Raw genomic sequence first — 25,532 nt, 5'->3', positions numbered from 1 at the left:
GCACTTGTAAGCAGGGGCCATCGTTATGCTGCTCAACCTCTTCAATGAAATGCGTGCAGCCAAGGTGCCGGTGTCGGTGCGTGAGCTGCTCGACCTGATCAACGCGCTGAAACAGCGCGTGACCTTCGCCGACATGGACGAGTTCTATTACTTGTCGCGGGCGATTCTGGTGAAGGACGAACGCCATTTCGATAAGTTCGACCGTGCGTTCGGCGCCTACTTCAATGGCCTGGAAAAGCTCGACGATCACTTGCAGGCATTGATTCCCGAAGACTGGCTGCGCAAGGAGTTCGAGCGTTCGCTGACGGATGAGGAACGTGCTCAGATCCAGTCCCTTGGTGGCCTGGACAAGCTCATCGAAGAGTTCAAAAAGCGTCTGGAGGAACAGAAGGAGCGCCACGCCGGCGGCAACAAATGGATTGGCACTGGCGGCACTAGCCCGTTCGGCTCCGGTGGCTTCAACCCGGAAGGCATTCGGGTCGGCGATGCTGGCAAGCGCCAGGGCAAAGCCGTGAAAGTCTGGGATCAGCGCGAGTACAAGAACCTCGATGATTCGGTGGAATTGGGCACGCGCAACATCAAAGTCGCCCTGCGCCGACTGCGCAAATTCGCCCGCCAAGGCGCAGCAGAAGAGCTGGACATCGACGGCACCATCGACCACACCGCCAAGGACGCCGGTCTGCTGAATATTCAGATGCGCCCGGAACGGCGCAACACGGTGAAGTTGTTGTTGCTGTTCGACATCGGCGGCTCGATGGACGCGCACGTGAAGATCTGCGAGGAACTGTTCTCGGCCTGCAAGACCGAGTTCAAGCATCTGGAGTATTTCTACTTCCACAACTTCATTTATGAATCGGTGTGGAAGAACAATATGCGCCGCACCTCGGAACGCACTTCGACCCAGGACCTGCTGCACAAGTACGGCGCCGACTACAAAGTGATCTTCATCGGTGACGCCGCCATGGCGCCGTATGAAATCACCCAGGCTGGCGGCAGTGTCGAGCACTGGAACGAAGAGCCGGGTTACGTGTGGATGCAGCGCTTCATGGAGAAGTACAAAAAGCTCATCTGGATCAATCCGTACCCGAAAGACACCTGGGGCTATACCTCGTCGACCAATATCGTGCGGGATCTGATCGAGGATCAGATGTATCCGTTGACGTTGCGCGGGCTTGAGGAAGGGATGCGGTTTTTGTCGAAATAACGGCCAGAGGGGTTCCCACGTGAGCGTGGGAACCCTCAATTCCGTACGGAATCGGTGGCCGTTTTACCAACCTGATGCGAGATAGGTCTTGCAGAGCCTGTCCATAAAAACGGTGTCCTGAATCGCCGGCCCGACTGAGGCAGTTTTTTGCCCGCGACGTTTTTTCTTCCCTTTGGCGACCACTTTCACCCCACCGTTTTCCAACTCTACCCTGCGAGTTTTTTCAATATCCGTCTCAGAACTCAGGGTCATTTCACTCTTCATCTCGCCCTCTGGCGACAGAAAACGAAACCTGACCCGGGTCGCCTCCGTTTCGCAGCCTTCCCCCTCGGCAATCAGTTCCATGGATTGACCGCTTGCCTCTGTGCGGTGATTCCAGTGAAACATTCGCATCATGTCGACCGTTGCGGTGGACATGAATGTCTCGATACGCGCAACGATGTCCTGATTACCGGCATGTTCGGCGTCCAGTCGTTGCACATTGTAGAAACGATCGATGCTCGCCCGATAAACCGGCACGCTGCCCACATCCTCATAAAAACCGACAATGTGCCCATCGACACGGTTCGTACACTCGCCCTCTGACTGGGCCATCACTTTCATAAAACGCATCTGTAACTTCCTTGTAAAAGATGAAGACCGATAGTTCCACACCCTCTCGACGCGTGATGTAGGGCGACTTACCAAAGTGTCAGGAAACGTCTCGGTCTTCAGTCCGAAATACGGTCAATTACAAGTAGGACTTCAGGTAGTTGATATGGTCTTGCCATGCACGCTCTTGCATGACCGGTGTGAAGCGCACCTTGTCACCCGGCAGACGCTGCGCCAGCCTCGCCAGCGCCAACGGCGTCAACGCACCCAACCGTGGATAACCACCAATGGTCTGGCGATCATTGAGCAAGACGATCGGCTGCCCGTCCGGCGGCACTTGCACCGCACCGAGCGGAATGCCTTCGGAAATCATCGGTTGCCCCTGATAGTGCAAGGCGCTGCCCAACAAGCGAATGCCCATGCGATCAGCGCGACTGTCCAGAGCCCAGGTGGTGTTGAACACGTCGAACAGACTCTGCCCGCTGAACTGGCCAATCTGCGCGCCGAGTACCAGATCCAGAGGTGCATTCGATTTCAGATCCGGCTGCAACGGCAAAGGCACTTCCCGCAGCAGCCGCGATTCACCGCAATAACTCAGCACCGCCCCTTTCGCCAACGGTAAGCCCATGCCATCAAGTCCACCGAGTTCTTCGCGGACAACCGTGGCGCTACTGCCCAAGACCTGCGGTGCTTGAAAACCGCCGGGCGCGGCCAGATAAGCCCGGGCACCAAGCAACGGTTGAGTGAGTTGCAACGTCTGCCCTTTGCCCAACTTGAAACTGCGCCACGGCGCCAGCGGCTGCCCGTCGATCCGTGCGGCAAGATCCGCACCGGCTAAGGCCAGCCAACACTCCTCTTCGGCCACCACGGCCAGGCCGCCGAGGGTGATTTCGATCACCGCTGCGTCCAGTTCATTGCCGAGCAGCCAGTTGGCCCAACTCATCGAACACCAGTCTGCCGCGCCGCCCTGGGTCACGCCCAGATGCCGTACGCCGAAACGGCCCGCGTCCTGCAACAGGCACAGCGGTGTACTCGCTTCAATCCTCAGTCGGCTCATGCCAGCGCCTCCAGTGGTGTGTCATCGCCGCCCAGATTGATGAACTCGGCATGACTGACCGCCTCGAATCGCACGGTGTCGCCCGGTTGCATCAGGCTGTAGCCATCACGTGTGCGATCGAACAGTTTCGCCGGGGTGCGGCCGATCAGGTTCCAGCCACCGGGCGAGACCACGGGATACGCAGCGGTTTGGCGCTCGGCAATGCCGACACTGCCCGCAGCGACTTTCTTGCGCGGCGTGTTAAGACGTGGCGCCGCCAGAACCTCTTCGACCAGCCCCATAAAGGCGAACCCCGGTGCGAAACCCAGGGCGAATACCTGATATTCACGCCCGCTGTGACGACGGATCACCTCCTCCACTGCCAGCCCACTACGCTCGGCGAGCAGGCTCAATTCTGGCCCGACGCTGAGGTCATACCAGACCGGCAACACATGACATTGACCGCCAGTTCGCGCATTCGGCGACAGGTCGATCAACGCCTCGGCAATCAATTCCCGCGCCTGACTCGGGCTCAGTGCAGTCAGATCGTAATGCACCATCAACGTCGTATAGGACGGCACCAGATCGATCAGTTGCGCGCCGAATGCCCCGCGCAAACGCTCACTGGCAGCGAGCATCCACGGCATGTTGGCTTCGGCGATCTCATCAAACAGACGCAGCATCAGGCAATCCAGCGCCACCACTTCAATCCTTGGGTTCATGAGGCACTCTGCTGATTCAAGGCCTCGCGAATGCGCTGCACGGCGGCCACCGAACTGGCGTTATCACCGTGCACGCAGAGGGTGTTGGCGTGCAGGCGCAAGGCGCTGCCATCGCTGGCGGCGAGGTTGTCACCACGGGCAATGGTCAGGGCTTGTTCAATGATTTTTTCCGGGTCGTGATGCACCGCGCCCGGCAATTGTCGTGAAACCAGTTTGCCGGCGTTGTCGTAAGCACGGTCGGCGAAGGCTTCGAACCACAGGTTCACGCCATACTCATCGCCGATCTGCTGCGCGGCGGCGTTGTCGCGGGTGGCCATCAGCATCAGCGGCAGGCTGCGGTCGTAAGCGGCCACCGCCTGAATCACCGCACGCAATTGTGCCGGGTTGGCCATCATGTCGTTGTACATCGCGCCATGAGGTTTGACGTAACTGACACGGCCACCCTGGGCTTTGCAAATGCCGTCAAGAGCGCCGATCTGGTAATGCAGGATGTCCTGCAGCTCTTGCGCCGAATACGCCATGGAGCGACGGCCGAAACCGACCAGATCCTGATAGGCCGGGTGTGCGCCGATCTGCACGCCGTGGCTCAACGCCAGGCTGACGGTCTTGCGCATGATGCTCGGATCGCCGGCGTGGAAACCACAGGCCACGTTGGCGCAATCGATGAAGGCCATGATTTCGGCGTCCAGACCCATGGTCCAGCTGCCGAAGCTCTCGCCTATGTCGCAATTCAATAGCAGGCGGCTCACGGTGAACACTCCTGTAGGTGCTTGTCTTTTTATCTGTAGGACTTTGCTTTGCAGGTTATCAGTTACTGCGCATCGAGTTGCTTGCCACGGGTTTCCGGCAGACTCAGTGCCGCGATAATCACCACGCCGTAGGACACCGCCGCGAAGGCGCCAATGCCGACGCTCAACGGCACCTTCTGGCTGAGCAGGCCGATCAGCAGCGGAAACAGGGCCGCCAGCGCCCGACCGATGTTGTAGCAGAAGCCCTGCCCCGAACCGCGAATTCGCGTAGGGAACAGCTCGGTCAGAAATGCGCCCATGCCGCTGAAAATCCCCGAGGCAAAGAAGCCCAGCGGGAAGCCCAGCCATAGCATCACGCCGTTGCTCACCGGCAGTTGCGTATAGAGCAGAACGATGGTGAACGAACCGACAGCGAAGAGGATGAAGTTCTTTTTCCGCCCCAACAGATCAGTCAGATAGGCGCTGATCACATAGCCGACGTAGGAACCGACAATCACCATGGCCAGATAGCCGCCGGTGCCGAGTACGCTCAAGCCGCGTTCGTTTTTCAGGAAGGTCGGCAGCCAGGAAGTGATCGCGTAATAGCCGCCCAGCGCACCGGTGGTCAGCAGTGAAGCGCGAAACGTTGTGAAGAGCATGCCGGAGGCGAAGATCTCGTAGAACTTCGACTGAGTCTCCGGCGTTTGTTGGGCCTTGGCCTCGCGATATATCTCCGGATCCTTGACCAGACGACGGACAAAAATCACAAAAATCGCCGGCACGATGCCAAGAATAAACAGCGCGCGCCAGGCGTCTTCCGGCGGCAACACCGAGAACAGCAGCGCATACAAAATCGCCGTCAGCCCCCAACCCAGCGCCCAACCGGATTGCACCATGCCCACCGCTTTGCCTCGGTCCTTGGCGCGGATCACCTCGCCGATCAGCACTGCACCGGCCGTCCACTCGCCGCCGAAACCGAAGCCCATCAAGGTACGTGCGATCAACAGTTGTTCGTAGTTTTGCGCGAAGCCGCAGAGAAAGGTGAAGAAGGCGAACCACAGCACGGTGAGTTGCAAGGTGCGTACACGGCCGATGCGGTCAGAGAGAATCCCCGCAACCCAGCCGCCGATGGCCGAAGCGATCAACGTGCTGGTGTGAATCAGTCCTGCTTCGCCGGTGGTGATGCCCCACATCGCGATCAGTGTCGGCACGACGAAGCTGAGCATCTGCGTATCCATGCCGTCCAGACCGTAGCCGATCTTGCAGCTCCAGAACGTGCGACGCTCCTGCTGATTGATGTTGCGATACCAGTCGAACGGCCCCGGACGCGCCGATGCCGTGGATGTTTCTAGGGTGTCGGGAGCACGCATGGCTTATCTCCGCAGGTTTTTTATTGGTCTTGTTCGTAGCCCCGACGACGCCTATCGTGGGAACCGGATGCGTCGATTTTTCGTCGCGCGGCCCTGCTGCGTCCAACGAATAAAAACCCGACCTAGCCATAAGAAAAATTTGTCACCCGAGCCTTGCCCATGAACCTGAAGTTTCTCGAGACCTTTGTCTGGGTCGCCCGACTGAAGAGTTTTCGCCTGACCGCCGACAAGCTGTTCACCACTCAGGCGTCGATCTCCAGCCGCATTGCGGTGCTGGAAGGCGAGCTGGGGGTGAAGCTGTTTCTGCGCGATTCGCGCGGTGTCAGCCTGACGCCCGAAGGCTTGAAAGTGCTGGAATATGCCGAGCAAATGCTCGACACGATGTCGGCGCTCAAGCAATCGATCGAAACCCGCTCAAGCAAGGTCGGCCGGGTGCGTATCGGCGTGATGGACACGGTAATTCACACTTGGCTCAGCCCGTTGGTGGCGCAGATGACCGAGCTGTATCCGCGGGTGGAAATCGAGCTGGTGGCGGATACCTCGCTGAACCTCTGCGATCAACTGCAAAAAGGCTTTCTCGACATCGTTCTGCAAACCGATCTGATCCGTCATGAAAGCGTGCGCAGCCTGGAGCTGGCCAGCCATCCGCTGGGCTGGATTGTCGCCAGTAATTCGATCTACAACCGCGACTACGCCGACCTCGCCGAACTGGCGCAGGAACGGATCATCACCTACTCGAAAAACTCCCGGCCGCATCAGGACCTGCTGGCGTTGATGCAGGCGAACGGCGTGATGGCGCCGCGTTTGAATTGCGTGAATTCAGTGTCGGCGATCACGCGGTTGTTGCGCGATGGATTCGGGATTGGTGTGCTGCCGCCGGTGCTGGTGGCCGAGGAACTGGCGCGGGGCGAATTGACCTTGCTGGACATGGATCAGCGGCCACCGAACTTGCAGGTGGTGGTGTCGTGGCGGGTGGGGGTTGAGTGGGTCGAGGAGATTGTGACGTTGTGTCAGCAAGTGTTGGCGGGGTATGCGCAGAAAGTCGGTGATGGTTACATCACCCTCACACCGTGATCGTTCCCACGCTCCGCGTGGGAATGCCGCCCGGGACGCTCCGCGTCCCTTCCAAAAGCCGAACGCGGAGCGTCCGTTGAGGCATTCCCACGCAGAGCGTGGGAACGATCCTTGCTGCGCTGATCTCAGAGACCGCGCACGTCGCGGTCTTCGATCGGCCGGCTCTGGCGCAGACGCCGGCCACCGAGTACGACCCAGTCGATCAAGCGGAACAGGCATTCAATGCCGAACGACAGCAGCAACGCGCCGCTCATGCCCCAGATCATCGCTTCCGGCGTCAGCAGGATCTGGTAGCTGTAGCCATTCCAGGTTTCCTTGCGAATGTCCGGGTCGGCGGCCAGCACCACTTGCAGGAAGCGGATGTACCACGGCCCTTGCATCGCCTGGAACTGCTTGTCCAGCGCGATCTGACGGCTGAGCAAGGTGCTCAGGCTGTCGGCATCGCTGCGAAATACCGGGTCTTCACTGGCGCGGTAATGCGCCACCAGCGCCTGCATATCGCCCTTGAAAAACTGCTCGGCGGTGCCCTGAAAACCGCGCAGGCCGGTCTGCGCCTCGATCAGGTGCGCCTCCACGCGTTTCGCGTAATCGTTGATGAAGCCTGGCACCTGGACACCGATCAACAGGCCCGCCGCAAACAACACCAGCCGTACATAACTGAGCAACATGGGGTGCAATCCTTATTCGGTCTTGCCCTGACTGACGCATTCGCCGCGTCGCCACAGGCTCCATTGGCCCGGTTCGTAGCGGGTCCAGGTTTCGTTTTCGGTCAAAGGCTCGGTGGCGATCACGGTGACCACGTCGTTGGGCGTGGTTTCCGCCTGGAAATCGACGATCACGTCGACATCTTTCAGGCGCGCCGGGCCGAACGGGGCGCGGCGGGTGATCTGGGCGAGTTTGGTCGAGCAATAGCAGAACAGCCAGTCGCCATCGCTGAGCAGGCAGTTGAACACGCCTTTGCTGCGATATTCGGCGCACGCAGCGACCAGATCCGGCAACAGCGCTTCTATATCGACCGGCTCCGGGAATGCTGCACGCACGCGGTTAAGCAAATCGCAGAACGCCGCTTCGCTGTCGGTATCGCCGACCGGCCGGTAGAAGCTTTTGATCGGGGTGAAATCGGCGAGCTGGCCGTTGTGCGCAAAGCACCAGTTGCGTCCCCAGAGTTCACGGACGAACGGGTGGGTGTTGGACAGGCAGACCTTGCCGACATTGGCCTGGCGGATGTGGCCGATGACCACTTCACTCTTGATCGGATAGCGCTGCACCAGATTGGCGACTTCCGACTCGCAACTCGCGGCCGGGTCCTGAAACAGACGCAAGCCACGGCCTTCATAAAAGGCGATGCCCCAGCCGTCGCGGTGCGGGCCGGTGCGGCCGCCGCGCTGCATCAGGCCGGTGAAGCTGAACACGATATCGGTAGGCACGTTGGCACTCATGCCCAGTAATTCACACATGTGCGGACTCTCGGGTTACAGGCGCGGCTCGACCCGCATACGCTGCGGATTGTTTGGCAGAGGTGGACGGCCATAGCGGTCATCGCCGGCGCCGCCAAACGGCTGATCGTCGTCGCGGTCATCAGCGCGGGCAGCTGCTTTGGCGGCCTCTGCCTGTTCACGACGCGCACGGGAAGCCCGTTCGATCGGAAAGCGGATCAGCACAAAGATCAGGTAGATGCCGAAAGCGATCATGCTGTACATGAACAGATCGGAGATCGCTCGCCAGGCGTTGTTGCCGACCTTGAAGGCCAGATCCAGCGCAGTAATGGCGATGGACGGCGCAACTTTGGCTTTCACCGGATCAATGATGGTCGGGCTGAACAGCAACACGGCCATCAAGACGCGCAGCGGTTCGCGCAACCAGCGCCACATCCAGGTGGTCAGGCGCATCCATACCAACAGGCAGCCCACAGCAGCAAAGGCGTAGAGGCCCCAGGCGATCAGATAGTCGTTCTCGGTCATGGTGTCCATGGCAAGGCAGGCAAAGAGGCGCTTATAGTAACGACTTTTCGCCCGTGCGGCTTGTCCCAATACCAGACGGCCAGCAGCAAACCCTGTGGGAGCGAGCTTGCTCGCGAAAGCGGTGGGTCAGTGAAACAAATGTCATCTGACACGACGCCTTCGCGAGCAAGCTCGCTCCCACAGGGGGCTGCGGCGGTTTCAAGATCCGCGAAAACCCTTATTCCGTAAATTGTCCGAGAGCCTTTCATGCCCGAATCCGCCAACGTCCTCAGTGCCCCGATTGCCCACAAGGCGCCCGGTGCCGACCCGTATGCCTGGCTGCAGGAGCGCGACACCGACGCGGTACTCGATTACCTCAAGGCCGAAAACGCCTACCAGGAAGCGCAAACCGCCGATCAGGCCGAGCTGCGTGAAAGCCTGTTCGAAGAGATCAAGGGCAGGATTCTGGAAACCGACCTGTCCCTGCCCTCGCCGTGGGGCCCTTACCTGTATTACACGCGCACCACAGCGGGCGATGAATACGCCCGGCATTACCGCTGCCCGCGTCCGGCGGACGACAGCCTGAGCCTCGATGAAAGTCGCGAACAACTGCTGCTCGACCCGAATGTACTGGCCAACGGCGGTTTCTTCTCGCTGGGTGCATTCAGTATCAGCCCGGATCACCAGCGTCTGGCCTACAGCGTCGACGCTTCGGGCGATGAGATTTACACGTTGTTTGTCAAGGAACTGGCCAACGACAAAGTCAGCGAACTGGAATTCGAAGACTGCGACGGCAGCATGACCTGGGCCAATGACAGCCTGACCCTGTTCTTCGGCGTACTCGACGACACGCACCGCCCGCACAAACTCTTCCGCTACCGCCTCGACGGCACCGCTGCCGAAGAAGTTTTCCACGAGCCGGACGGGCGCTTCTTCCTGCATTGCTACCGCTCCAGCTCCGAACAGCAGTTGCTCCTGTCGCTGGGCAGCAAGACCACCAGCGAAGTCTGGGCGCTCGACGCCCACCAGCCGCACCTGCCGTTCACCTGCCTGGCGCCACGGGTCGAGGATCATGAATATGATGTCGATCACGGCCTGCTCAATGGCGTGTGGACATGGTTTATCCGCACCAACCGTGACGGCATCAACTACGCGCTGTATCAGGCACCGGACAGCGGCACCGCGCCGACCGAAGCCGACTGGCAGAACCTGATCCCCCACAGCGATACGGTGATGCTCGATGGCGTCAGCCTCAACACCGAGGCCATGACCCTGAGCCTGCGCGAGGGCGGCCTGCCGATCATAGAAGTTCACCCACACGGTCTGGCGCCTTATCGCGTGCAATTGCCGGACGCGGCCTACAGTCTCTATGTGCAAAACAGCCTGGAGTTCGAGAGCGACCGCATTCGCCTGCGCTATGAGGCGTTGAACCGTCCGGCGCAAGTTCGCCAACTGATCCTCGCCAGCGGCGAACAAGCAGTGTTGAAAGAAACCCCGGTGCTCGGCCCGTTCGACGCCGATGCCTACGTCAGCCAACGCCTGTGGGCGACTGCGCCGGACGGTACGCAAGTGCCGATCAGCCTGGTGATGAAGCGCGACATGGTTGGCAAAGCCGTGCCGCTGTATCTCTACGGTTATGGCGCTTACGGTTCGAGTCTTGATCCGTGGTTCTCCCACGCCCGCCTGAGCCTTCTGGATCGCGGCATGGCCTTCGCGATTGCGCATGTGCGCGGCGGCGGTGAATTGGGCGAGGCCTGGTATCGCGCCGGTAAGCAGGAACACAAACACAACACCTTCAGCGACTTCATTGCCTGCGCCGAATTTCTGATCCTCAACGGCATTACCACGGCCGATAAACTGGCGATCAGCGGCGGCAGCGCGGGTGGTTTGCTGATTGGCGCGGTGCTAAACCAGCGTCCGGATCTGTTCGGCGTGGCAATTGCTGAAGTGCCGTTCGTCGATGTGCTCAATACCATGCTCGACCCGGAACTGCCGCTGACCGTTACCGAGTACGACGAGTGGGGCAATCCCGAAGAGCCGGAGGTTTACGAGCGGATCAAGGCTTATGCGCCGTACGAAAACGTCAGTGCGCAGGATTATCCAGCGACGCTGGTGATCGCCGGTTACAACGACAGCCGCGTGCAGTACTGGGAAGCGGCCAAGTGGGTGGCGAAACTGCGTGCATCCAAAACCGACGACAACGTGCTGCTGCTCAAGACTGAACTGGGCGCCGGGCATGGCGGGATGAGCGGGCGTTATCAGGGATTACGTGACGTAGCACTCGAATACGCATTTGTTTTCAAGGTTTTGGGGCTGGCCTGAGGAACTCCGTTGGTCACTTGGGTCTTAATTGCAGACCCAAGAGGCCGATACCCCACAGATCCCCTGTAGGAGTGAGCCTGCTCGCGATAGCGGTTTGTCATTCAAGTCATTGGTAACTGACATACCGCTATCGCGAGCAGGCTCGCTCCTACAGGGGGACCGTGTGAAGCCTGAAACAGTGAAAACAAAAAGACCGTGACGACATGTCAGAACCGACCTTCCTGAACAACGAAATCCGCGACTGGCTGATGGACTGCGGCCTGTTCGATCAATTGCAGCTGGCCGACTTTGCGGCCGCTTCCGGCTACTTCAGCATCAGTACCGTGGCTGAGGGCGAGGCGATTTTCCGCGAGGGCGATGCCGGCAGTTTCATGTGCATCCTCCACACCGGCCAGGTCGCCGTGCAGAAAACCGGCCCCGATGGCCAGGTAATCACCATGGCCACCCTGCGCAGCGGTCGGGCCTTCGGCGAAATGGCCGTGCTCGATGGCGAACGACGCTCGGCAACGTGCGTGGCGGCGACAAACTGTCAGCTATTGAACCTCGGCAAGGATTCGCTGGAAAAAATGCTCAACGACGCGCCGAAGATCGCCGCGAAGATCATCCGCGCCCTCGCCGTCTCGCTGTCGAAACGCCTGCGCATGGCCGACGGTCAACTGGCGGCGCAACAGGTTTAACCGCCGGGGTTTTTCGCTTTGGTGCCGCCTGGCTCAATGCCCGGCACCGGTTGATCCTTGCTCGGCGGGCTGGGCATTTCAATCGGCACCAGCGGCGGGCTGCCACTGCCGGCACCCGACTTGGGAATGTTGATCGGCGTGATCTGCGGATACGGTGTCGGTGTAGCGGTGCCAGGCGAGCCGGGTTGCGGCGCCGGGCTGACTGGAACGACCTGCTGCGCCTGCACTGCAGTAATCGAGAGCGCGGCCAGGGCAATGACCGTTAGAATGGTGCGCTTCATCAAGGGCTCCGTTTGGCCTTAGTCTGCGCTCAGGCTACTCCCAACGGGCCTGCTTGCCTTCCCCCTTGTAGAGATTTCCATGAAACGTTTCGTTCTGCTCGACACCACCCCGATCCCTGAAAGCGGCGGTGCCCTGTGCCTGTTCGAGTATGGCGAGGATTTTGTCATCAAGATCCAGGGCGGCGACGGCGGACAATTGATGAACACGCGCATGCACGGTTCCGAAGATGCGCTGGCCGAAATTCCGTGCCGCAAGGTCGCTGGCCGGCCGAATTCGCGGGTGCTGATCGGCGGTCTGGGCATGGGGTTCACCCTCGCCTCCGCGCTCAAGCATCTGGGCAAGACTGCCGAAGTGGTGGTCGCGGAGCTGGTCCCCGGCGTGGTCGAGTGGAACCGTGGCCCGCTCGGCGAAAAGTCCGGTCGACCGCTGCTGGATCCGCGCACGGTGATCCGTCAGGAAGACGTGGCCAAGGTCCTGCAAAGTGAGCAGAACGGTTTCGACGCAATCATGCTCGACGTCGACAACGGCCCCGAAGGCCTGACCCAGAAAGCCAACAGCTGGCTGTACTCCGCCGCTGGTCTGAATGCCTGCGCCAAAGCCCTGCGCCCGAAAGGCGTGCTAGCGGTGTGGTCGGCCAGCGCCGACCGGCTGTTTTCCGACAAATTGAAGAAGGCCGGTTTCAAGGCCGAAGAAGTCCAGGTCTTCGCCCACGGCAACAAGGGCACGCGCCACACGATCTGGATTGCCGAGAAGCTCAAGGGCTGAGCTAAACTCTGCGTATAACCGTCATCAGTCTTTTACAAAGGTGAACCCATGAGTTCGTCCACCCCAACCAACACGTCGAAGCTGGATCGCATCCTCGCCGACAACCAGCGCGACAAGGAAATGGGCTACCGCGACAAAGCCCTGAAGATGTACCCGCACGTCTGTGGCCGCTGTACCCGTGAGTTTTCCGGCAAGCGCCTGAGCGAACTGACCGTGCACCACCGCGACCACAACCACGACAACAACCCGCAGGACGGCTCGAACTGGGAGCTGTTGTGCCTGTATTGCCACGACAACGAACACTCGCGCTATACCGACCAGCAGTATTTCAGCGAAGGCTCGCTGAGCACGCCGAAGATCGCCAAGGCGACGCATAACCCGTTTGCTGCATTGGCCGGGTTGATGAAGAAAGAAGACTGATGATCTTCAGCGCCTGAACTGGCCCCTTCGCGAGCAGGCTCGCTCCCACATTTGATTGGTGGTGTACATAAAATCAATGTGGGAGCGAGCCTGCTCGCGAAGGCGGCCGGCCAGACACCGCAGATCTCGAATCTGCCCGCCCTCCCCCAATCCCCTATAATCGCGCTCTTTTTCCCGAAGGCACCCCGCTCGTGGCAGACAAACGGTACAGCTGCATTGGTTTGTATAACCCCAAATCACCGGAAAACGTCGGTTCGGTGATGCGCGCCGCAGGCTGCTACGGCGTGGCCTCGGTGTTCTACACCGGCAAACGTTATGAACGCGCCGCCGACTTCGTCACCGACACCAAACGCGTGCACTACGACATCCCGCTGATCGGCATCGATGACCTGAAAAAGATCCTCCCGCTCAACTGCGTGCCCGTCGCCGTGGAACTGGTCGAAGGCGCCCGCCCGCTGCCGGAATACACCCACCCGGATCGCGCCCTGTATATCTTCGGCCCTGAAGACGGTTCGCTGGACAAAGAGATCCGCGACTGGTGCGAAGACGTCGTGTACATCCCGACCACTGGCTGCATGAACCTCGCCGCCACGGTCAACGTCGTGCTTTACGACCGCATGGCCAAGGGCTTGAACACCCGCTCCGGGCCCAAATTCCGCTGAAACATCGCAGATCCGATGGAACGAGCTGACCGCTCCGGCAGTCAGCTTGTTTATCCATTACTCATTGCCTGGAGAAAGATCATGACCGAGCTCAAACGTGTCGAACGTATCGAATCCACCCCGTTCCAGAGCCGTTCCGAGCAGAACGTCGAAGGCTGGGAGCGCATCGGCTCGCTGGCGGGCGGCGTGATCATGGTCGGCAAGGGCCTGCGCCGTGGCGGTGTGTTCGGTTTGATTCAGGTGGCGATTGGCGGCGTGGCCATGGCGCGCGGGATTACCGGGCACAGCTCGATGAAAAGCCTGATCGAGAAGAGTCGTCAGGACATGAACAATGTGCGGGCGAAGATCGAACGGGCCGGGGAAGAGTTGAGCAAGCTGAAAGCCAATGCCGAGGCGGCGACCAGCACCGCCACCGTGACCGGCAATGATTCGGTGAAGTCGCCGAAAGCCGGGGTTTGATCCAAGAGTTGCGGTGGGGCTAATGACCCCTTCGCGAGCAGGCTCGCTCCCACCTTTTGAAATGCATTTCCCTGTGGGAGCGAGCCTGCTCGCGAAAGCGGTATTACTGAAGCAACACGGTATCAAGGACTTTGGATGACTCGCCAAGAACGCTCTCGGCCAGCTGCACAAACCCCTTGGTACTCACCGTCCCCAGATGCATCGCCCCACGCAACACATCATCCAGCGAACGCTTGTTGCGCGTCTTCAAGCGAATCTCGCGATCCAGTTCCTGCAACACCACCACTGCTTTCGCCACCTGCGCCGGGCTGATCTGCTCGCCGCGCAACGTCGTGACTTTCTGGCCGTCCCTGGCCAGCTTCGTCTGTAGCGCCTGATAACGTTCATCGCTCATGCCGCCGGCACGGCGCACCAGTTCAATGGCGTAATACTCGGCAAAACCCTCGCTGATCCAGTCGCTGCGCTGCTCGTCGTTAATCCGCCCGAACACCTGCGCCAGCTCGCGCACCAGCGCACTGCTGCCGCTTTCGCTGACCAGCGGCAATCGCGTGTTCACGTAGATGGATTCATGTGCGCCGAGGCTGCCGCGCCACATCGGGTCATTGGCGCCGACGATCAACAGTTTCGCCGGATGGCGTGGATAAACCGCCTGCACCTGCGGCCAGACGAACGTAAGCAGGGTCAGCACGTCCATCCGGCGCATGCCCTGCCCTTGCGGCGAGGCCACAGTGACTTCGGTTTCGCCCAGGCGCGTACGGCGGCTGCCGAGATGGCCGGCGAGCATCCAGCCCGTCGGACGATCAAACAGGCGTGACGGGTTGTCGATGCGGAATTTGTTCTTGCCGATACGCGGCCAGGCGGTTTCGATACTTTTCCAGCCATCGGGCAATTCGAATTGCAGGCGCGCGACCAGTTCGGTGCCGTCCTGCTGATCGAGTTTGGCTGGCGGCACCAGTTCATCGCCACGCATCAATGCCCAGCTGGGGGTCATGCGGGTGTCGAAACTGCCGTTCTTGCGTCCGTGGCTGATGCGCACGCGGTAAGTCAGGCTGGCCTTGTCACTGGTCGGGCGCCAGACGCCCCGTGCGTTTTTGCCGGGGGTCAGCAGCCATTGGCCGTCTGCCTTGAAGTCGCTGTAATGGCTGCCGTCGCCAAGGTCGAAATCGAGACTGCGCACCGCCTCGCCTTTGCCCAGGGTCAGGCGCACCTCGGCCTGATCGCTTTGCGGCAACAGGCGCACGTGATAATCCAGATCGACTTTCTTCGCCGCCCACACCGGGGCGCTTAGCGCCAGCAGCGCCATCATCAACACTCGCTGCAATCCGACAGCCATACGCACTCCTTGGTAAAGCTTGAATCAGCAGGTATCAGCCCGCGCGGAAAATCAGGTGATCTTCCCAGTCATCCTCCGGCACGCTGCCTTCGGCGAGCATGCGCCCGGACTGGGAAATCCGCTCGTGGTGCACCGCGTCGCGATCGCCGCAGACCAGGTGGTGCCACAACGGTAGATCCTTGCCCTCGCTGACCAGTCGATAACCGCAGGTCGGCGGCAGCCATTTGAACTCTTCGGCCTGCCCCGGGGTGAGCTGGATGCAGTCCGGGACAAACTTGATGCGGTTCGGATAATCGCTGCACTGGCAGGTTTTCAGGTCCAGCAGTTTGCAGGCAATGCGCGTGTAATAAACGCTGTTGTCTTCCTCATCCTCAAGCTTTTGCAGGCAGCACAGACCACAGCCGTCGCACAGCGATTCCCATTCCTGGTGATCGAGTTGATCGAGGGTTTTGCGTTTCCAGAACGGTTCGACTTTGGCGGCCATGGCTCAAGCATCAACATCAGGTGGTGAAAAGGCCGCCAGTCTAGTGCCCAAGGCCTTGCGGGCCAAGCGCCGGCGACTGCCGGTTGCGCGGGGCTTGTCAGTTTTTGTGGCGGCGCGTAGCTTTGCCAGTCGCAAGGAGCCTTGCCCGCAAGCCATTAACGCTCGACCGCGTTGCATTGTGGTGAACCCTCAGGCTCGGAAAACCCCATCGCTCAGCGCAACTGATCCCGCCGGGTTTTCATTCAAATCCCTGACTCAAACGTAGCAAGGAATCTCTTGATGAGTGCCAACCCACGCGTTGCCGATTACGCCATTCACCCGCAATTCACCGACCGCTGGTCGCCGCGCGCCTTCACTGGCGAAGCGATCCCGGAAGAAACCCTGCTGAGCTTCTTCGAAGCCGCACGCTGGGCGCCCTCGGCGTACAACTCGCAGCCTTGGCGTTTCCTCTATGCGCGTCGCGATACGCCAAACTGGGAGCGTTATCTGGGTCTGCTCAACGAATTCAACCGTAGCTGGGCGCAGCATGCCTCGGCCTTGGTAATCGTGATTTCGAAAACCACCTTCACTGCACCAGGCGCCACTGAAGAAACCCCGGCGCTGTGGCATACCTTCGACACCGGCTCGGCGTGGGGCCATCTGGCGCTGCAAGCAAGCCTCAGTGGCTGGCACACCCACGGCATGGCCGGGTTCGATCAGGAACTGACGCGCAAGGAGCTGAACATTCCTGAAGGTTATGCGCTGCATGCGGCCGTTGCCGTCGGCAAGCTCGGTGACAAGGCAACGCTGGCTGAATACCTGCAGGCCCGTGAAGAGCCGAGCCCGCGCCGCCCGCTGAATGAACTGGCGGCGGAAGGCGACTTCACCCTCTAAGCCACAGCGCAAAACCAAGTGTAGGAGTGAGCCTGCTCGCGATGAGGCCGTGTCAGTCGACATTAATGCTGTCTGACACACCGCCATCGCGAGCAGGCTCACTCCTACATTGATTGTGGTGTGTCAGTAGCCGCGGTTGAAATCCACTTCCCCGCGCAACGCTTCACCCGCTTGATACGCCTTCAGGTTCTCGACAAACAGCTGCACCATCAACGCCGGTGACGTCGGCGCCGAACTGTGCCCGGTCAGCAGCAAGCCCCAAGCGGTCCAGAATGGATGGCGTTGCGGCAGTGGTTCCTGACGGCAAACGTCGATCACCGCCCCCGCCAGATGGCCTTCCTTCAACGCTTCCACCAGGTCGGCATCGACCACCGCGACACCGCGCCCGGCGTTGATGAACAACCCGGTTGGCTTGAATTGCTTGAACAGCGCCGCGTCGTAGATATCGTGGGTGTGTTCGGTGTTCGGCAGCAGATTGACCACGTAATCCACTTCACCCACCAGTCGCGGCAGATCAGCCATCGAACCGACCTCGACAAACGGCGCCTGCTCACGGGCGCTGCTGGCAATCCCGTACAGCTCTATGCCGAACGGCAGCAGGAACTGCGCGACACTCTGGCCGATATCGCCGGTGCCGACGATCAGCACTTTGCGCCCGACCAGGCTCTGGCCGCTGCGGTTGTCCCATTTACGCTCGACCTGGCTGACCAGTCGCGCCAGCACTTCGCGCTCATGGCCAAGAATGTAGGTCAGCACATACTCGGCCATCACCTGACCGAAAATCCCCACTGCACGGGTCAAACGGTAATCGCGGCGCAAGCCGTCAGCGAGCAAAGGTGTGATACCGGCCCAGGTCGATTGCAGCCATTGTGGCTGGTGCCCCTGGCGCAACAGAGTCGCGAGCAAATCCGGCTGCCCCAGCCACACCGGACAATCGGCGGCCTGACGGGCCAGCTCGGCGGAGTCGCCGCTGGTCAGTACTTCAAGCTCGGGTGCTGCCTGACGCAGCAGCCGGGCGTATATCGCGTGGTCGTGTTCGGCAATCAGAACGCGCATCTTCAAACCTTTCGCAAACCGTGCAGACGGCCGCCGGATTAAGCCGGCCATCGCGGTAAAAACAGTTCCAGGGTAAACCGAGACTCAGAACAGAGCCGCGCAGATCAGACCGGGTCGTTGCGTCGCAGCAACTCTTCGGGCAAGTGCTCGATGTACTCGTCCTCGGCCGGCGGCATTTGCAGGTGGTAGCCCTGCTTGTCGAGGTTTTCCAGGACCACGACGATGTCCTCGCTGGCCAGTTTGCGCTCAGGCGTCAACACCAGACTGAAGGCAAATATGGCTTTGCCGAAAGCCGCCATCAGGGCCTCGGGCACGCGTTCCAGCTCATCGCTCTTGAGCACATAGAGATACATGCCCTTGCGCTTCGAGCTTTGGTAAATAGAGCAAATACGTTTCAAGGCTGTTCTCCGGCGGTGGCCAGGCTGTCGAGCAGCTTCTGGCCCATGAGTTCGCGGCGCCAGCCACGCAACGACTCAGGCAATTGGTAAGGACCCTCGGGATAGCCGCTTTTGACCAGGGCTTCGAGGGTTTTCTTGCGCAGCATCAGTTCCGGGGCAATGCCCAGACGCTCGGCCTCAGCCTGGCCCAATGCGCGCAATTGTTTGATCAACGCGGCGGCTTCGATCGGCAATGGCTCCGCTACGGCGGGCGGCCATTGATCAGGCCCCACACTGCCAGAGCGCTTGATCAGATCAAGCAGAAATTGGCCGTCCTGACGCACGGTACGCGGGTGCATGTCTTCGATTTTGCCCAGCGCCGCGAGGTTGTCCGGTTGCGTGCGGGCCAGTGGCCACAGCGAATGCTCGCGGACGATGCGGTTGCGCGGCAGATCGCGGGCGCGGGCTTCCTTTTCCCGCCAGGCGCACAGTTCACGCAGAACCGCCAGTTGCGCACGGGAGAGTTTCCACGCCAGTTTGGCCTCGCGATAGACCTCGTACGGGTCGGTTTCACGGCGCAGGTTGGCGACCAGCTCAGCGCCGTCCTCCAGCACCCAGGCGAATTTGTCGTCAGACAGTTTCGGTCGCAGCTGTACGAAAACCTCCGCCAGATGCACCGCATCTTCGGCGGCGTAGCTGATTTGCGTCTCGGACAACGGACGCTGCAACCAGTCGGAACGGGTCTCGCCCTTCGGCAGTTCAATGCCGAGCACTTCCTGCACCAGTCGCGAATAACCCATCGAGAAACCGAGGTTCAGGTAAGCGGCGGCCAGTTGCGTGTCGAACATCGGGGCCGGCAGGCTGCCGGTCAGGCGCAACAGCACTTCGAGGTCTTCGCTGCAGGCGTGCAGGACTTTGAGTACCGCCGGGTTCTCCAGCAACGCAGCCAGCGGTTGCCAGGCATTGATGGTCAGCGGATCGATCAGGTAGGCGCGTTTGCCGTCGCCCACCTGCAACAGGCCGGCAATCGGGTAGAAGGTGTCGACCCGCATGAATTCGGTGTCGAGGGCAACGAACGGCAGCTGCTGCCACTCGGCGCAAAACTGCGCGAGGCTTTCGTTGTCGCGAATCCAGTGAATATCGATGGCCACACGGCTCTCCCTTGAAGAATGGCGCGCAGTATATATCGCCACTGGCGATTTACGCGCCTGTGAAGGGCAAGAGCTGTAACGAAATGTCCTGCCAGAGAGCAAGAATAGTCTGACAAAAGAAGCAGAAAGCCCCGTCGTATCAGAACGACGGAGCCGATTGGCCTCAGTCCTTGGCGAGTACGCCGTCGATCACCGCACCACGGCAACCGGCAAACATGTCCAGACCCGGCTGATAGACCTTGCTCCTGACCTCGAGCAGGCCAAGCATCGAGTGGAACAGGTTGTCCTGGCTCAGTGGTTTGTCGCGGCTCATTTGCAGGCAATGCGTGTCGACCGAATAAGCCTTCTGATAGTTATCGGAGAACCACGCCAGCATTGCTACATGCTTTTGTTGCTCTGGCGCCAACATGTAAGGCGTACCGTGCAGGAACAAGTTGTACTCGCCAAGCGACTCACCGTGGTCCGACAGGTACAACATCGCGGTATCAACTTTGTCCTGATTGCTGCGCAATACATCGATCAGGCTCGACAGCACGTGATCGGTATACACCAGCGTGTTGTCGTAACCGTTGACGATACTTTCGCGGCTGCAATTGTTCAGCGCGTTACTTTCACACACCGGGGTGAAGTGCTCGTATTCCTTGGGATAACGCTTGAAGTATTCCGGGCCGTGACTGCCCATCTGGTGCAAAACCAGCACGGTGTCCTTGTCCAGATGGTCGATAAAACTTTGCAGACCTTGCAGGAGGATTTCGTCGCGGCACTCGCTGTTGGCACACAGCGCCGGGTCTTTCAGGTTGCTGACATCTTGCAGGGTGACCCGGTCGCAAGTGCCTTTGCAGCCGGACTGGTTGTCACGCCAGATCACATCGATACCGGCACGTTTGAGCACATCGAGCAGGCCTTCCTCATTCTTCGCCTTGCTGGCGTCATAATCCTTGCGGCCCATGTTGGAGAACATGCACGGCACCGATACCGCCGTTTCCGTCCCGCAGGAATGCACGTCAGTGAAAGCGATCAGGCCGGCTTCCTTATCGAGTGTCGGCGTGGTGTCACGGTGGTAACCGAGGATGCCGAAGTTCTCCGCCCGGGCACTTTCACCCACCACCAGCACGGTCAGCGATTTACGCGGTTGAAGCTTCACATCCGGATTGCGCTCGGCGTCCTCGCCGATCTTGATGAATGGCTGCCGCGCCGAGACCACTTGCTCACGTAGATAACCCGCCGAAGCACCGATGTAATTACTCGGCACCAGCATCAAGCGAATTTCGTGGTGATTGCGAAACAGCGATGACAAGCCCTGATAGTTGGCCAGCGCCACCCCACCAATCACCGCCACAGAAGCAACACCGACAATAACCTTGCTGATTAACTCACGGTGCCATCGACGATAGTTGACTGGCACTTTCCACAACAACCAGGACGGTAATACACCGAGCAATAGAATATAAGCAAACAACTTCAACGAGAGCAGATCACGCACTTCCGTTGCATTGGTTTCGGCAAAGTTGCGAAACATGCCGGCATCGATCATGACGCCATATTGACTCATGAAATAAGCCACGCCGGCGCTGATCAGAAATATCAGGGTCAACACTGGTTTGAGCAACGGTCGGAATGCCAGAAGCGTCAGCACGATGTTGAATGCTGCAAGGATCATCACCCCGAACGCCACGCGCATGGCGATGCCCTTGCCATCGGCGGCGGTGATCTCGAACAGGTGCTGCCAAAGGACAAAATTGCAGCCAATTAAAAGAAAGGCGCTGGCAATCAACGTCACCCATTCCGGGCGCACGGCTTTTAACTTCAACATAGAAATGGGCGATTCCTGAAAAGAAGAGCCTCGGTCAATGACAGAAATTTCAATTGTGAAAATTTCATTAACTAAGGCACGAGAAACTTTAAGCAGGCAACCATCAATTTTTTGTGAAAAAGACGCCAACGATTAGTTGGCTTTCGGCAAAGCGATGAAACGTGTGACGTATTTGAGAATGGTTCGGGTTTTATTCAGAAAAACAGCACGGCTGTCCATTGTGGGAGCGAGCCTGCTCGCGAAGAGGCCGGCACATTCAACACTTTTGCCGACAGACAATCCGCTTTCGCGAGCAGGCTCGCTCCCACAGAGAGTGGGAATATCGACTTTTTAAATACTGCTGTGGGTTTTCTGGTTTGCCCGGACCAGACCGCTCCGCGCTTAATCATCTGCCCCACCCAAAGGTCTGATGATGGAAAACGTCCGCGCTACCGCTCGCCCCGCTGTCTGGTTGATGCTCGCGATCATGCTCGTCGCCCTCAATCTGCGTCCATCGATGGCGGCGCTCGGTCCGTTACTGTCGGCCATTCGCACTGACATCCCGCTGAGTTTCAGCGTCGCGTCACTGCTGACCATGCTGCCAGTGATGGCGATGGGTCTGGCGATGTTTTTCGGCATTGGCATCAGTCAGCGGCTGGGCGAACAACGGACGGTGTTGCTGTCCTTGCTGATCATTGGCCTGGCGACGCTGTCGCGGCTGTTTATCGAATCGGCAGCCGAAATGATCGTCAGCGCGGTGCTGGCTGGCGTCGGCATTGCGTTGATTCAGGCATTGATGCCGACGCTGATCAAATCGCGCTTCGCCGACAATGTCGCGCTGTGCATGGGTTTATATGTCACGTCGATCATGGGTGGAGCGGCCATTGCGGCCTCGTTCGCACCGCTGGTGATGCTGCAAACCGGGAGCTGGCGCGGCGGTTTGGCGATCTGGGCGATCCTGGCATTCATCGCGCTGCTGTTCTGGTGGTCGCAACGCAACCAGCTGTCCTCCACGGTGACGGCGACAGCCGGCAAGGATTCGTTCTTCAAGTATTCCCGTGCCTGGTTGCTGGCCCTCTTCTTTGGTCTGGGGACAGCGTCCTATACCTGCGTGCTGGCCTGGCTCGCGCCGTACTACGTGGAAAACGGCTGGAGCGAACAGAACGCCGGGCTGCTGTTGGGTTTGCTGACGGCCATGGAGGTAATTTCCGGTCTGGTGGTTCCGGCTATCGCCAATCGCAGCCGGGATCGGCGTGTGATTCTGATGACACTACTGGCTCTGATCATCGGCGGATTTTGCGGCCTGATCCTCAGCCCGCAACAATTCAGCCTGCTGTGGCCATGCCTGTTGGGGCTGGGCATTGGCGGGTTATTCCCGATGAGCCTGATTGTCTCGCTTGATCATCTCGACAACCCGCAACGTGCCGGTGGCCTGACTGCATTTGTGCAAGGCATTGGCTATCTGATTGCTGGTCTCTCGCCGCTGCTGGCTGGAATGATCCGCGATCAACTGGGCAGCTTCGAGTGGGCGTGGTGGTCATTGACCGCGGTAATGGTGGTGATGCTGTTGATGGTATGGCGCTTCGATCCCCGGCATTACGCGAGGCACTTTTCCTGATCGGGCTAAAGGCCTCTGGCCATCTTTCTGCGGTTTGCCCCGAGACGTCGTGTTACTAAAACTTTCTGTCCCACAACTGACTGTGAAACGTCCTACAGGGCTTTGTCCTGGCACCATCGTTCCGTTAGGATCATTCGCACACGTTTGCGCGGATTCAGCGCAAGGAGCACAGCGAGACGGAACGGATGCTGAACAGTAACTTGCTTAGAAAGCTCGACATGCAGGATCTCATGGTGTTTGTCGCTGTTTATGAGCAGAGCAGCGTCACCGATGTGTCAGAAACCCTGTTCGTCAGCCAGTCCACGGTCAGCTACTGTTTGAAAAAACTGCGCACCAGTTTCGAAGACGAACTGTTTATCAACACCCGCACCGGCATGCGTCCGACCTACAAGGCCAGCACCATGTACGGGCATGTGCAGAAGATCCTCGAAAGCATCAACCTGTGCCACGCCGGTGCCCCCACGTTCGACCCGACCCGACAAGCCGTCACCTTCAACATCTGCGCCCCGGAATACTTCGAGCAACTGATCCTGCCGCGTCTGTTGAAGCGTTTCGACTTCGACGATTTGCCGGTGATGGTCAACATGCACAAGTTCGAGACCGATGTCCCGGCGGATGAGCTGCGCGACGGCAGCCTCGATCTGGTGATCAGCTTCGGCCCCAACTTCCACCGTCATCACGCTGACCTGAAATCACAAATGCTGCTGGAGGACGATCTGGTCTGCGTCTTCGACAAACGCGCCACGCCACTGGAGCCACGCCTGAGCCTGCAGGCTTTTACCGAACGCCGGCACGTGTTCCCGACGCCATGGACATCAACCACCAACATGGTCGATGGCTGGCTGGCGCGGCAGGCGCAGAAGCGTCAGATCGTCGCGCGCTCGAACAGCTACAGCGCGGCATTGAAAATGATCACGGGGACCGACTTCATCCTCACCCTGCCCCGCCGTATCCAGCGTTTGCTGACCAACGAGGCGGTGTTCAATCACTGCGAGGCGCCAAATGGCTTGCCGGGTTTTACCCTGGACATGCAATGGAGCCAGAGCGTTGATCAGGACAGCGCCAACCTGTGGTTGCGCGAGCAGGTGGTCAAGGTGTGCAGCGAACTCGAAGCGGCCTGAGTCCTACACGCCAATAGCGGTTTTGCTGTAGGACTCGCGATCCATGTCGACCAGTTCGACACACAGCTGCACCTCGACACCGGCCGGCCATTCGCACAGGTCCTGCAAGACTGCCAACAGGCTCTCTGACAACTGCTTCTTGATCTGCGGCGAACGCCCGCTGAGCAGCGCCAGCTTCACATAGACGAAGGCGCGCTCGGCCATGGCGGTTCCGACCTTGAAGGTCTCGACTTTCACCGCACGACTTTTGATATCGAACTCCGCCGCGAACTGACCAGAGCCCACCAGGGTGTTGTTGAGCCGCATCAACGCGACATCGGCGTTCAACTGCGGCAGGTTGGCGGTGTATTCCATGTGCAGGTGTGGCATTGCAGGTCCCCAGTCAGTTGGCAGAAAGGTCGTACATATAGCACATGCGGTTCACACTAACCCCTGTAGGAGCTGTCGAGTGAAACGAGGCTGCGATCTTTTGATCTTGAAATTTGAAGATCAAAAGATCGCAGCGTGCCGCAGCTCCTACAGGGGGAGTGTTATAGCTCAGGATGGCGTCAGTGGCCGTTCGCTCATGAACTGCTCCAGCCTTGAGCGCAACCAGCGCTCGGCCGGGTCGCTGTCGACGTGGCTAAGCCAGACCATCGACAAATCCAGCGTCGGTGTTTTAAACGGAAACGGCTCCTTAAACAGCAATCCGGAAGTGGCCATGGCTGCCGCCGTGTAATCCGGCAGACTGGCGATCAGGTCGGTGCCGGCCAGTAGCGCCGGCAACGCGCTGTATTGCGGTACCGACAGCACCACTTGGCGAGTACGACCGAGTTCGGCCAGCCACTCATCGGCAAAACCACTGACGTTGGCCGTGTGCGAAACCAGTACATGGGGGCGCGCGCAATATTCATCCAGCGTCAGCGGTGTATCGCTGGCGTCGGCGCGCAGGATGCTCGGCTGAATGTGCCGCAGCAGTTTGCGCTTGGCATTGGCCGGCAGGCCCCGCGTCTGGCTGATGCCGACCGTGATATCACCCGCTGCGAGCAGATCGGGGATGCGCCAGTAATCGACGTGTTGCACCACGAACACCACGTTCGGCGCTTCCTGGCGCAGCGCACGCAACAGCGGCGGCAACAGGCCGAATTCGACGTCATCGGACAGACCGATGCGAAACGTCATGGTGCTCACGGCCGGATCGAAATCGCGGGTCAGGCTCAGCGCCACCGACAGTGAATCCAGCGCAGGTTTGAGATGGCGGAAAATATCTTCGGCACGCGCTGTCGGCTCCATGCGGTGGCCGACACGGATGAACAGCGGATCATTGAGCATGGTGCGCAAGCGATTGAGCGCCGAGCTGATGGTCGGCTGGCCGAGAAACAGCTTCTCGGCCGCCCGGGTCACGTTGCGTTCGAGCATCAAGGTCTCGAACACCACCATCAGGTTGATGTCAGCCTTGCGTAGTTCATTGCGGTTCATCCATTGCCCCCTGCCCC

At 59.6% G+C, this 25,532-nt stretch carries 28 protein-coding genes; 11 read left to right on the top strand and 17 right to left on the bottom strand.

Annotated elements, in window-relative coordinates:
• Positions 1 to 25: 25 nt before the first annotated feature.
• Positions 26 to 1,204 carry a vWA domain-containing protein gene (locus tag HU754_RS08555; RefSeq protein WP_007956512.1) on the top strand — a complete coding sequence of 393 codons (1,179 nt, stop codon included), beginning with the start codon at positions 26 to 28 and terminating at the stop codon, positions 1,202 to 1,204.
• Between the two features lie 63 nt (positions 1,205 to 1,267).
• Here HU754_RS08555 and HU754_RS08550 read toward each other — a convergent pair whose 3' ends face one another.
• From HU754_RS08550 to HU754_RS08530, 5 genes are all read right to left on the bottom strand, one after another.
• Positions 1,268 to 1,816 carry a hypothetical protein gene (locus tag HU754_RS08550; protein WP_186622722.1) on the bottom strand — a complete coding sequence of 183 codons (549 nt, stop codon included), beginning with the start codon at positions 1,814 to 1,816 and terminating at the stop codon, positions 1,268 to 1,270.
• Between the two features lie 118 nt (positions 1,817 to 1,934).
• Complete coding sequence (locus HU754_RS08545; RefSeq protein ID WP_186622720.1) at positions 1,935 to 2,852, bottom strand: 5-oxoprolinase subunit C family protein; 918 nt, start codon at positions 2,850 to 2,852, stop codon at positions 1,935 to 1,937.
• On the bottom strand, positions 2,849 to 3,553 hold the full coding sequence (locus HU754_RS08540) for a 5-oxoprolinase subunit B family protein (protein WP_186622718.1): 705 nt from the start codon (positions 3,551 to 3,553) through the stop codon (positions 2,849 to 2,851). The genes HU754_RS08545 and HU754_RS08540 overlap by 4 nt, the downstream gene beginning before the upstream one ends.
• Positions 3,550 to 4,302, bottom strand: a complete 753-nt coding sequence (locus HU754_RS08535; RefSeq protein ID WP_186622716.1) for a 5-oxoprolinase subunit PxpA — start codon at positions 4,300 to 4,302, stop codon at positions 3,550 to 3,552. Before HU754_RS08535 ends, HU754_RS08540 begins: the two co-directional genes overlap by 4 nt.
• A gap of 62 nt (positions 4,303 to 4,364) precedes the next feature.
• Positions 4,365 to 5,651 carry an MFS transporter gene (locus HU754_RS08530; protein WP_186622714.1) on the bottom strand — a complete coding sequence of 429 codons (1,287 nt, stop codon included), beginning with the start codon at positions 5,649 to 5,651 and terminating at the stop codon, positions 4,365 to 4,367.
• Positions 5,652 to 5,810: 159 nt separating this feature from the next.
• Here HU754_RS08530 and HU754_RS08525 point away from each other — a divergent pair, with 159 nt between their 5' ends.
• Positions 5,811 to 6,725: a LysR family transcriptional regulator gene (locus tag HU754_RS08525; RefSeq protein WP_186622712.1), complete on the top strand. Its 915-nt coding sequence runs from the start codon at positions 5,811 to 5,813 to the stop codon at positions 6,723 to 6,725.
• Between the two features lie 125 nt (positions 6,726 to 6,850).
• On the opposite strand, the gene HU754_RS08520 is transcribed toward HU754_RS08525, so the two are convergent.
• From HU754_RS08520 to HU754_RS08510, 3 genes are read right to left on the bottom strand one after another with little or no spacing between them, the layout of a single operon-like run.
• Positions 6,851 to 7,393: a DUF2937 family protein gene (locus HU754_RS08520; protein WP_007911321.1), complete on the bottom strand. Its 543-nt coding sequence runs from the start codon at positions 7,391 to 7,393 to the stop codon at positions 6,851 to 6,853.
• 12 nt (positions 7,394 to 7,405) lie between these two features.
• The gene (locus tag HU754_RS08515; protein ID WP_008085906.1) at positions 7,406 to 8,182 is read right to left on the bottom strand and encodes a class II glutamine amidotransferase; all 777 of its coding nucleotides are present in this window, start codon (positions 8,180 to 8,182) and stop codon (positions 7,406 to 7,408) included.
• 15 nt (positions 8,183 to 8,197) lie between these two features.
• Complete coding sequence (locus tag HU754_RS08510; RefSeq protein WP_034153176.1) at positions 8,198 to 8,695, bottom strand: hypothetical protein; 498 nt, start codon at positions 8,693 to 8,695, stop codon at positions 8,198 to 8,200.
• A gap of 237 nt (positions 8,696 to 8,932) precedes the next feature.
• Between HU754_RS08510 and HU754_RS08505 the strand changes: the two genes are divergently transcribed.
• Both HU754_RS08505 and HU754_RS08500 read left to right on the top strand, forming a co-directional pair.
• Positions 8,933 to 10,987 carry a S9 family peptidase gene (locus tag HU754_RS08505; RefSeq protein ID WP_186622710.1) on the top strand — a complete coding sequence of 685 codons (2,055 nt, stop codon included), beginning with the start codon at positions 8,933 to 8,935 and terminating at the stop codon, positions 10,985 to 10,987.
• A gap of 203 nt (positions 10,988 to 11,190) precedes the next feature.
• A complete protein-coding gene (locus HU754_RS08500; protein WP_034153174.1) occupies positions 11,191 to 11,664 on the top strand; it encodes a cyclic nucleotide-binding domain-containing protein in 474 nt (157 codons plus the stop codon).
• Here the strand turns inward: HU754_RS08500 and HU754_RS08495 are convergent.
• Positions 11,661 to 11,945 carry a hypothetical protein gene (locus HU754_RS08495; RefSeq protein WP_093438214.1) on the bottom strand — a complete coding sequence of 95 codons (285 nt, stop codon included), beginning with the start codon at positions 11,943 to 11,945 and terminating at the stop codon, positions 11,661 to 11,663. The two genes, HU754_RS08500 and HU754_RS08495, sit on opposite strands and share 4 nt — an antisense overlap.
• A gap of 79 nt (positions 11,946 to 12,024) precedes the next feature.
• On the opposite strand from HU754_RS08495, the gene HU754_RS08490 reads away from it, so the two are divergent.
• From HU754_RS08490 to HU754_RS08475, 4 genes are all read left to right on the top strand, one after another.
• Positions 12,025 to 12,711: a spermidine synthase gene (locus HU754_RS08490; RefSeq protein ID WP_186622708.1), complete on the top strand. Its 687-nt coding sequence runs from the start codon at positions 12,025 to 12,027 to the stop codon at positions 12,709 to 12,711.
• A 48-nt stretch (positions 12,712 to 12,759) separates the two neighbouring features.
• Positions 12,760 to 13,131 carry a YajD family HNH nuclease gene (locus HU754_RS08485; protein WP_007911336.1) on the top strand — a complete coding sequence of 124 codons (372 nt, stop codon included), beginning with the start codon at positions 12,760 to 12,762 and terminating at the stop codon, positions 13,129 to 13,131.
• Positions 13,132 to 13,322: 191 nt separating this feature from the next.
• Positions 13,323 to 13,793 carry an RNA methyltransferase gene (locus tag HU754_RS08480; RefSeq protein ID WP_007911337.1) on the top strand — a complete coding sequence of 157 codons (471 nt, stop codon included), beginning with the start codon at positions 13,323 to 13,325 and terminating at the stop codon, positions 13,791 to 13,793.
• An 81-nt stretch (positions 13,794 to 13,874) separates the two neighbouring features.
• Entirely contained in the window at positions 13,875 to 14,252 is a 378-nt protein-coding gene (locus tag HU754_RS08475) for a YgaP family membrane protein (protein WP_093438222.1), read from the top strand.
• A gap of 103 nt (positions 14,253 to 14,355) precedes the next feature.
• On the opposite strand, the gene HU754_RS08470 is transcribed toward HU754_RS08475, so the two are convergent.
• Together HU754_RS08470 and HU754_RS08465 are read right to left on the bottom strand one after the other, a co-directional pair.
• Positions 14,356 to 15,585: a hypothetical protein gene (locus tag HU754_RS08470; RefSeq protein ID WP_186622707.1), complete on the bottom strand. Its 1,230-nt coding sequence runs from the start codon at positions 15,583 to 15,585 to the stop codon at positions 14,356 to 14,358.
• Between the two features lie 34 nt (positions 15,586 to 15,619).
• Positions 15,620 to 16,069, bottom strand: coding sequence for a YcgN family cysteine cluster protein (locus HU754_RS08465; RefSeq protein WP_093438229.1), 450 nt, complete (start codon positions 16,067 to 16,069; stop codon positions 15,620 to 15,622).
• 279 nt (positions 16,070 to 16,348) lie between these two features.
• Between HU754_RS08465 and HU754_RS08460 the strand changes: the two genes are divergently transcribed.
• Entirely contained in the window at positions 16,349 to 16,942 is a 594-nt protein-coding gene (locus HU754_RS08460) for a nitroreductase family protein (protein WP_186622705.1), read from the top strand.
• A 123-nt stretch (positions 16,943 to 17,065) separates the two neighbouring features.
• On the opposite strand, the gene HU754_RS08455 is transcribed toward HU754_RS08460, so the two are convergent.
• From HU754_RS08455 to HU754_RS08440, 4 genes are all read right to left on the bottom strand, one after another.
• Entirely contained in the window at positions 17,066 to 17,998 is a 933-nt protein-coding gene (locus HU754_RS08455) for a D-2-hydroxyacid dehydrogenase (protein ID WP_034153168.1), read from the bottom strand.
• A gap of 104 nt (positions 17,999 to 18,102) precedes the next feature.
• Positions 18,103 to 18,396 carry a YcgL domain-containing protein gene (locus tag HU754_RS08450; protein ID WP_093438239.1) on the bottom strand — a complete coding sequence of 98 codons (294 nt, stop codon included), beginning with the start codon at positions 18,394 to 18,396 and terminating at the stop codon, positions 18,103 to 18,105.
• Entirely contained in the window at positions 18,393 to 19,526 is a 1,134-nt protein-coding gene (gene rnd, locus HU754_RS08445) for a ribonuclease D (protein WP_093438244.1), read from the bottom strand. Before rnd ends, HU754_RS08450 begins: the two co-directional genes overlap by 4 nt.
• Before the next feature lie 163 nt (positions 19,527 to 19,689).
• Positions 19,690 to 21,339: a phosphoethanolamine transferase gene (locus HU754_RS08440; RefSeq protein WP_186622703.1), complete on the bottom strand. Its 1,650-nt coding sequence runs from the start codon at positions 21,337 to 21,339 to the stop codon at positions 19,690 to 19,692.
• A gap of 412 nt (positions 21,340 to 21,751) precedes the next feature.
• Between HU754_RS08440 and HU754_RS08435 the strand changes: the two genes are divergently transcribed.
• Both HU754_RS08435 and HU754_RS08430 read left to right on the top strand, forming a co-directional pair.
• Positions 21,752 to 22,936: a cyanate transporter gene (locus tag HU754_RS08435; RefSeq protein ID WP_186622701.1), complete on the top strand. Its 1,185-nt coding sequence runs from the start codon at positions 21,752 to 21,754 to the stop codon at positions 22,934 to 22,936.
• Positions 22,937 to 23,121: 185 nt separating this feature from the next.
• On the top strand, positions 23,122 to 24,057 hold the full coding sequence (locus tag HU754_RS08430) for a LysR family transcriptional regulator (RefSeq protein ID WP_093438259.1): 936 nt from the start codon (positions 23,122 to 23,124) through the stop codon (positions 24,055 to 24,057).
• A gap of 3 nt (positions 24,058 to 24,060) precedes the next feature.
• On the opposite strand, the gene HU754_RS08425 is transcribed toward HU754_RS08430, so the two are convergent.
• Complete coding sequence (locus HU754_RS08425) at positions 24,061 to 24,426, bottom strand: 5-carboxymethyl-2-hydroxymuconate Delta-isomerase (protein ID WP_093438263.1); 366 nt, start codon at positions 24,424 to 24,426, stop codon at positions 24,061 to 24,063.
• A gap of 168 nt (positions 24,427 to 24,594) precedes the next feature.
• Complete coding sequence (locus HU754_RS08420) at positions 24,595 to 25,515, bottom strand: LysR substrate-binding domain-containing protein (RefSeq protein ID WP_007911372.1); 921 nt, start codon at positions 25,513 to 25,515, stop codon at positions 24,595 to 24,597.
• Between the last annotated feature and the right edge of the window lie 17 nt (positions 25,516 to 25,532).

Origin of the sequence: Pseudomonas zeae, assembly GCF_014268485.2 — a bacterium.
Taxonomy (GTDB): Bacteria; Pseudomonadota; Gammaproteobacteria; order Pseudomonadales; family Pseudomonadaceae; genus Aquipseudomonas; species Aquipseudomonas neuropathica.
This window is presented reverse-complemented; position numbering and strand designations above follow the sequence as displayed.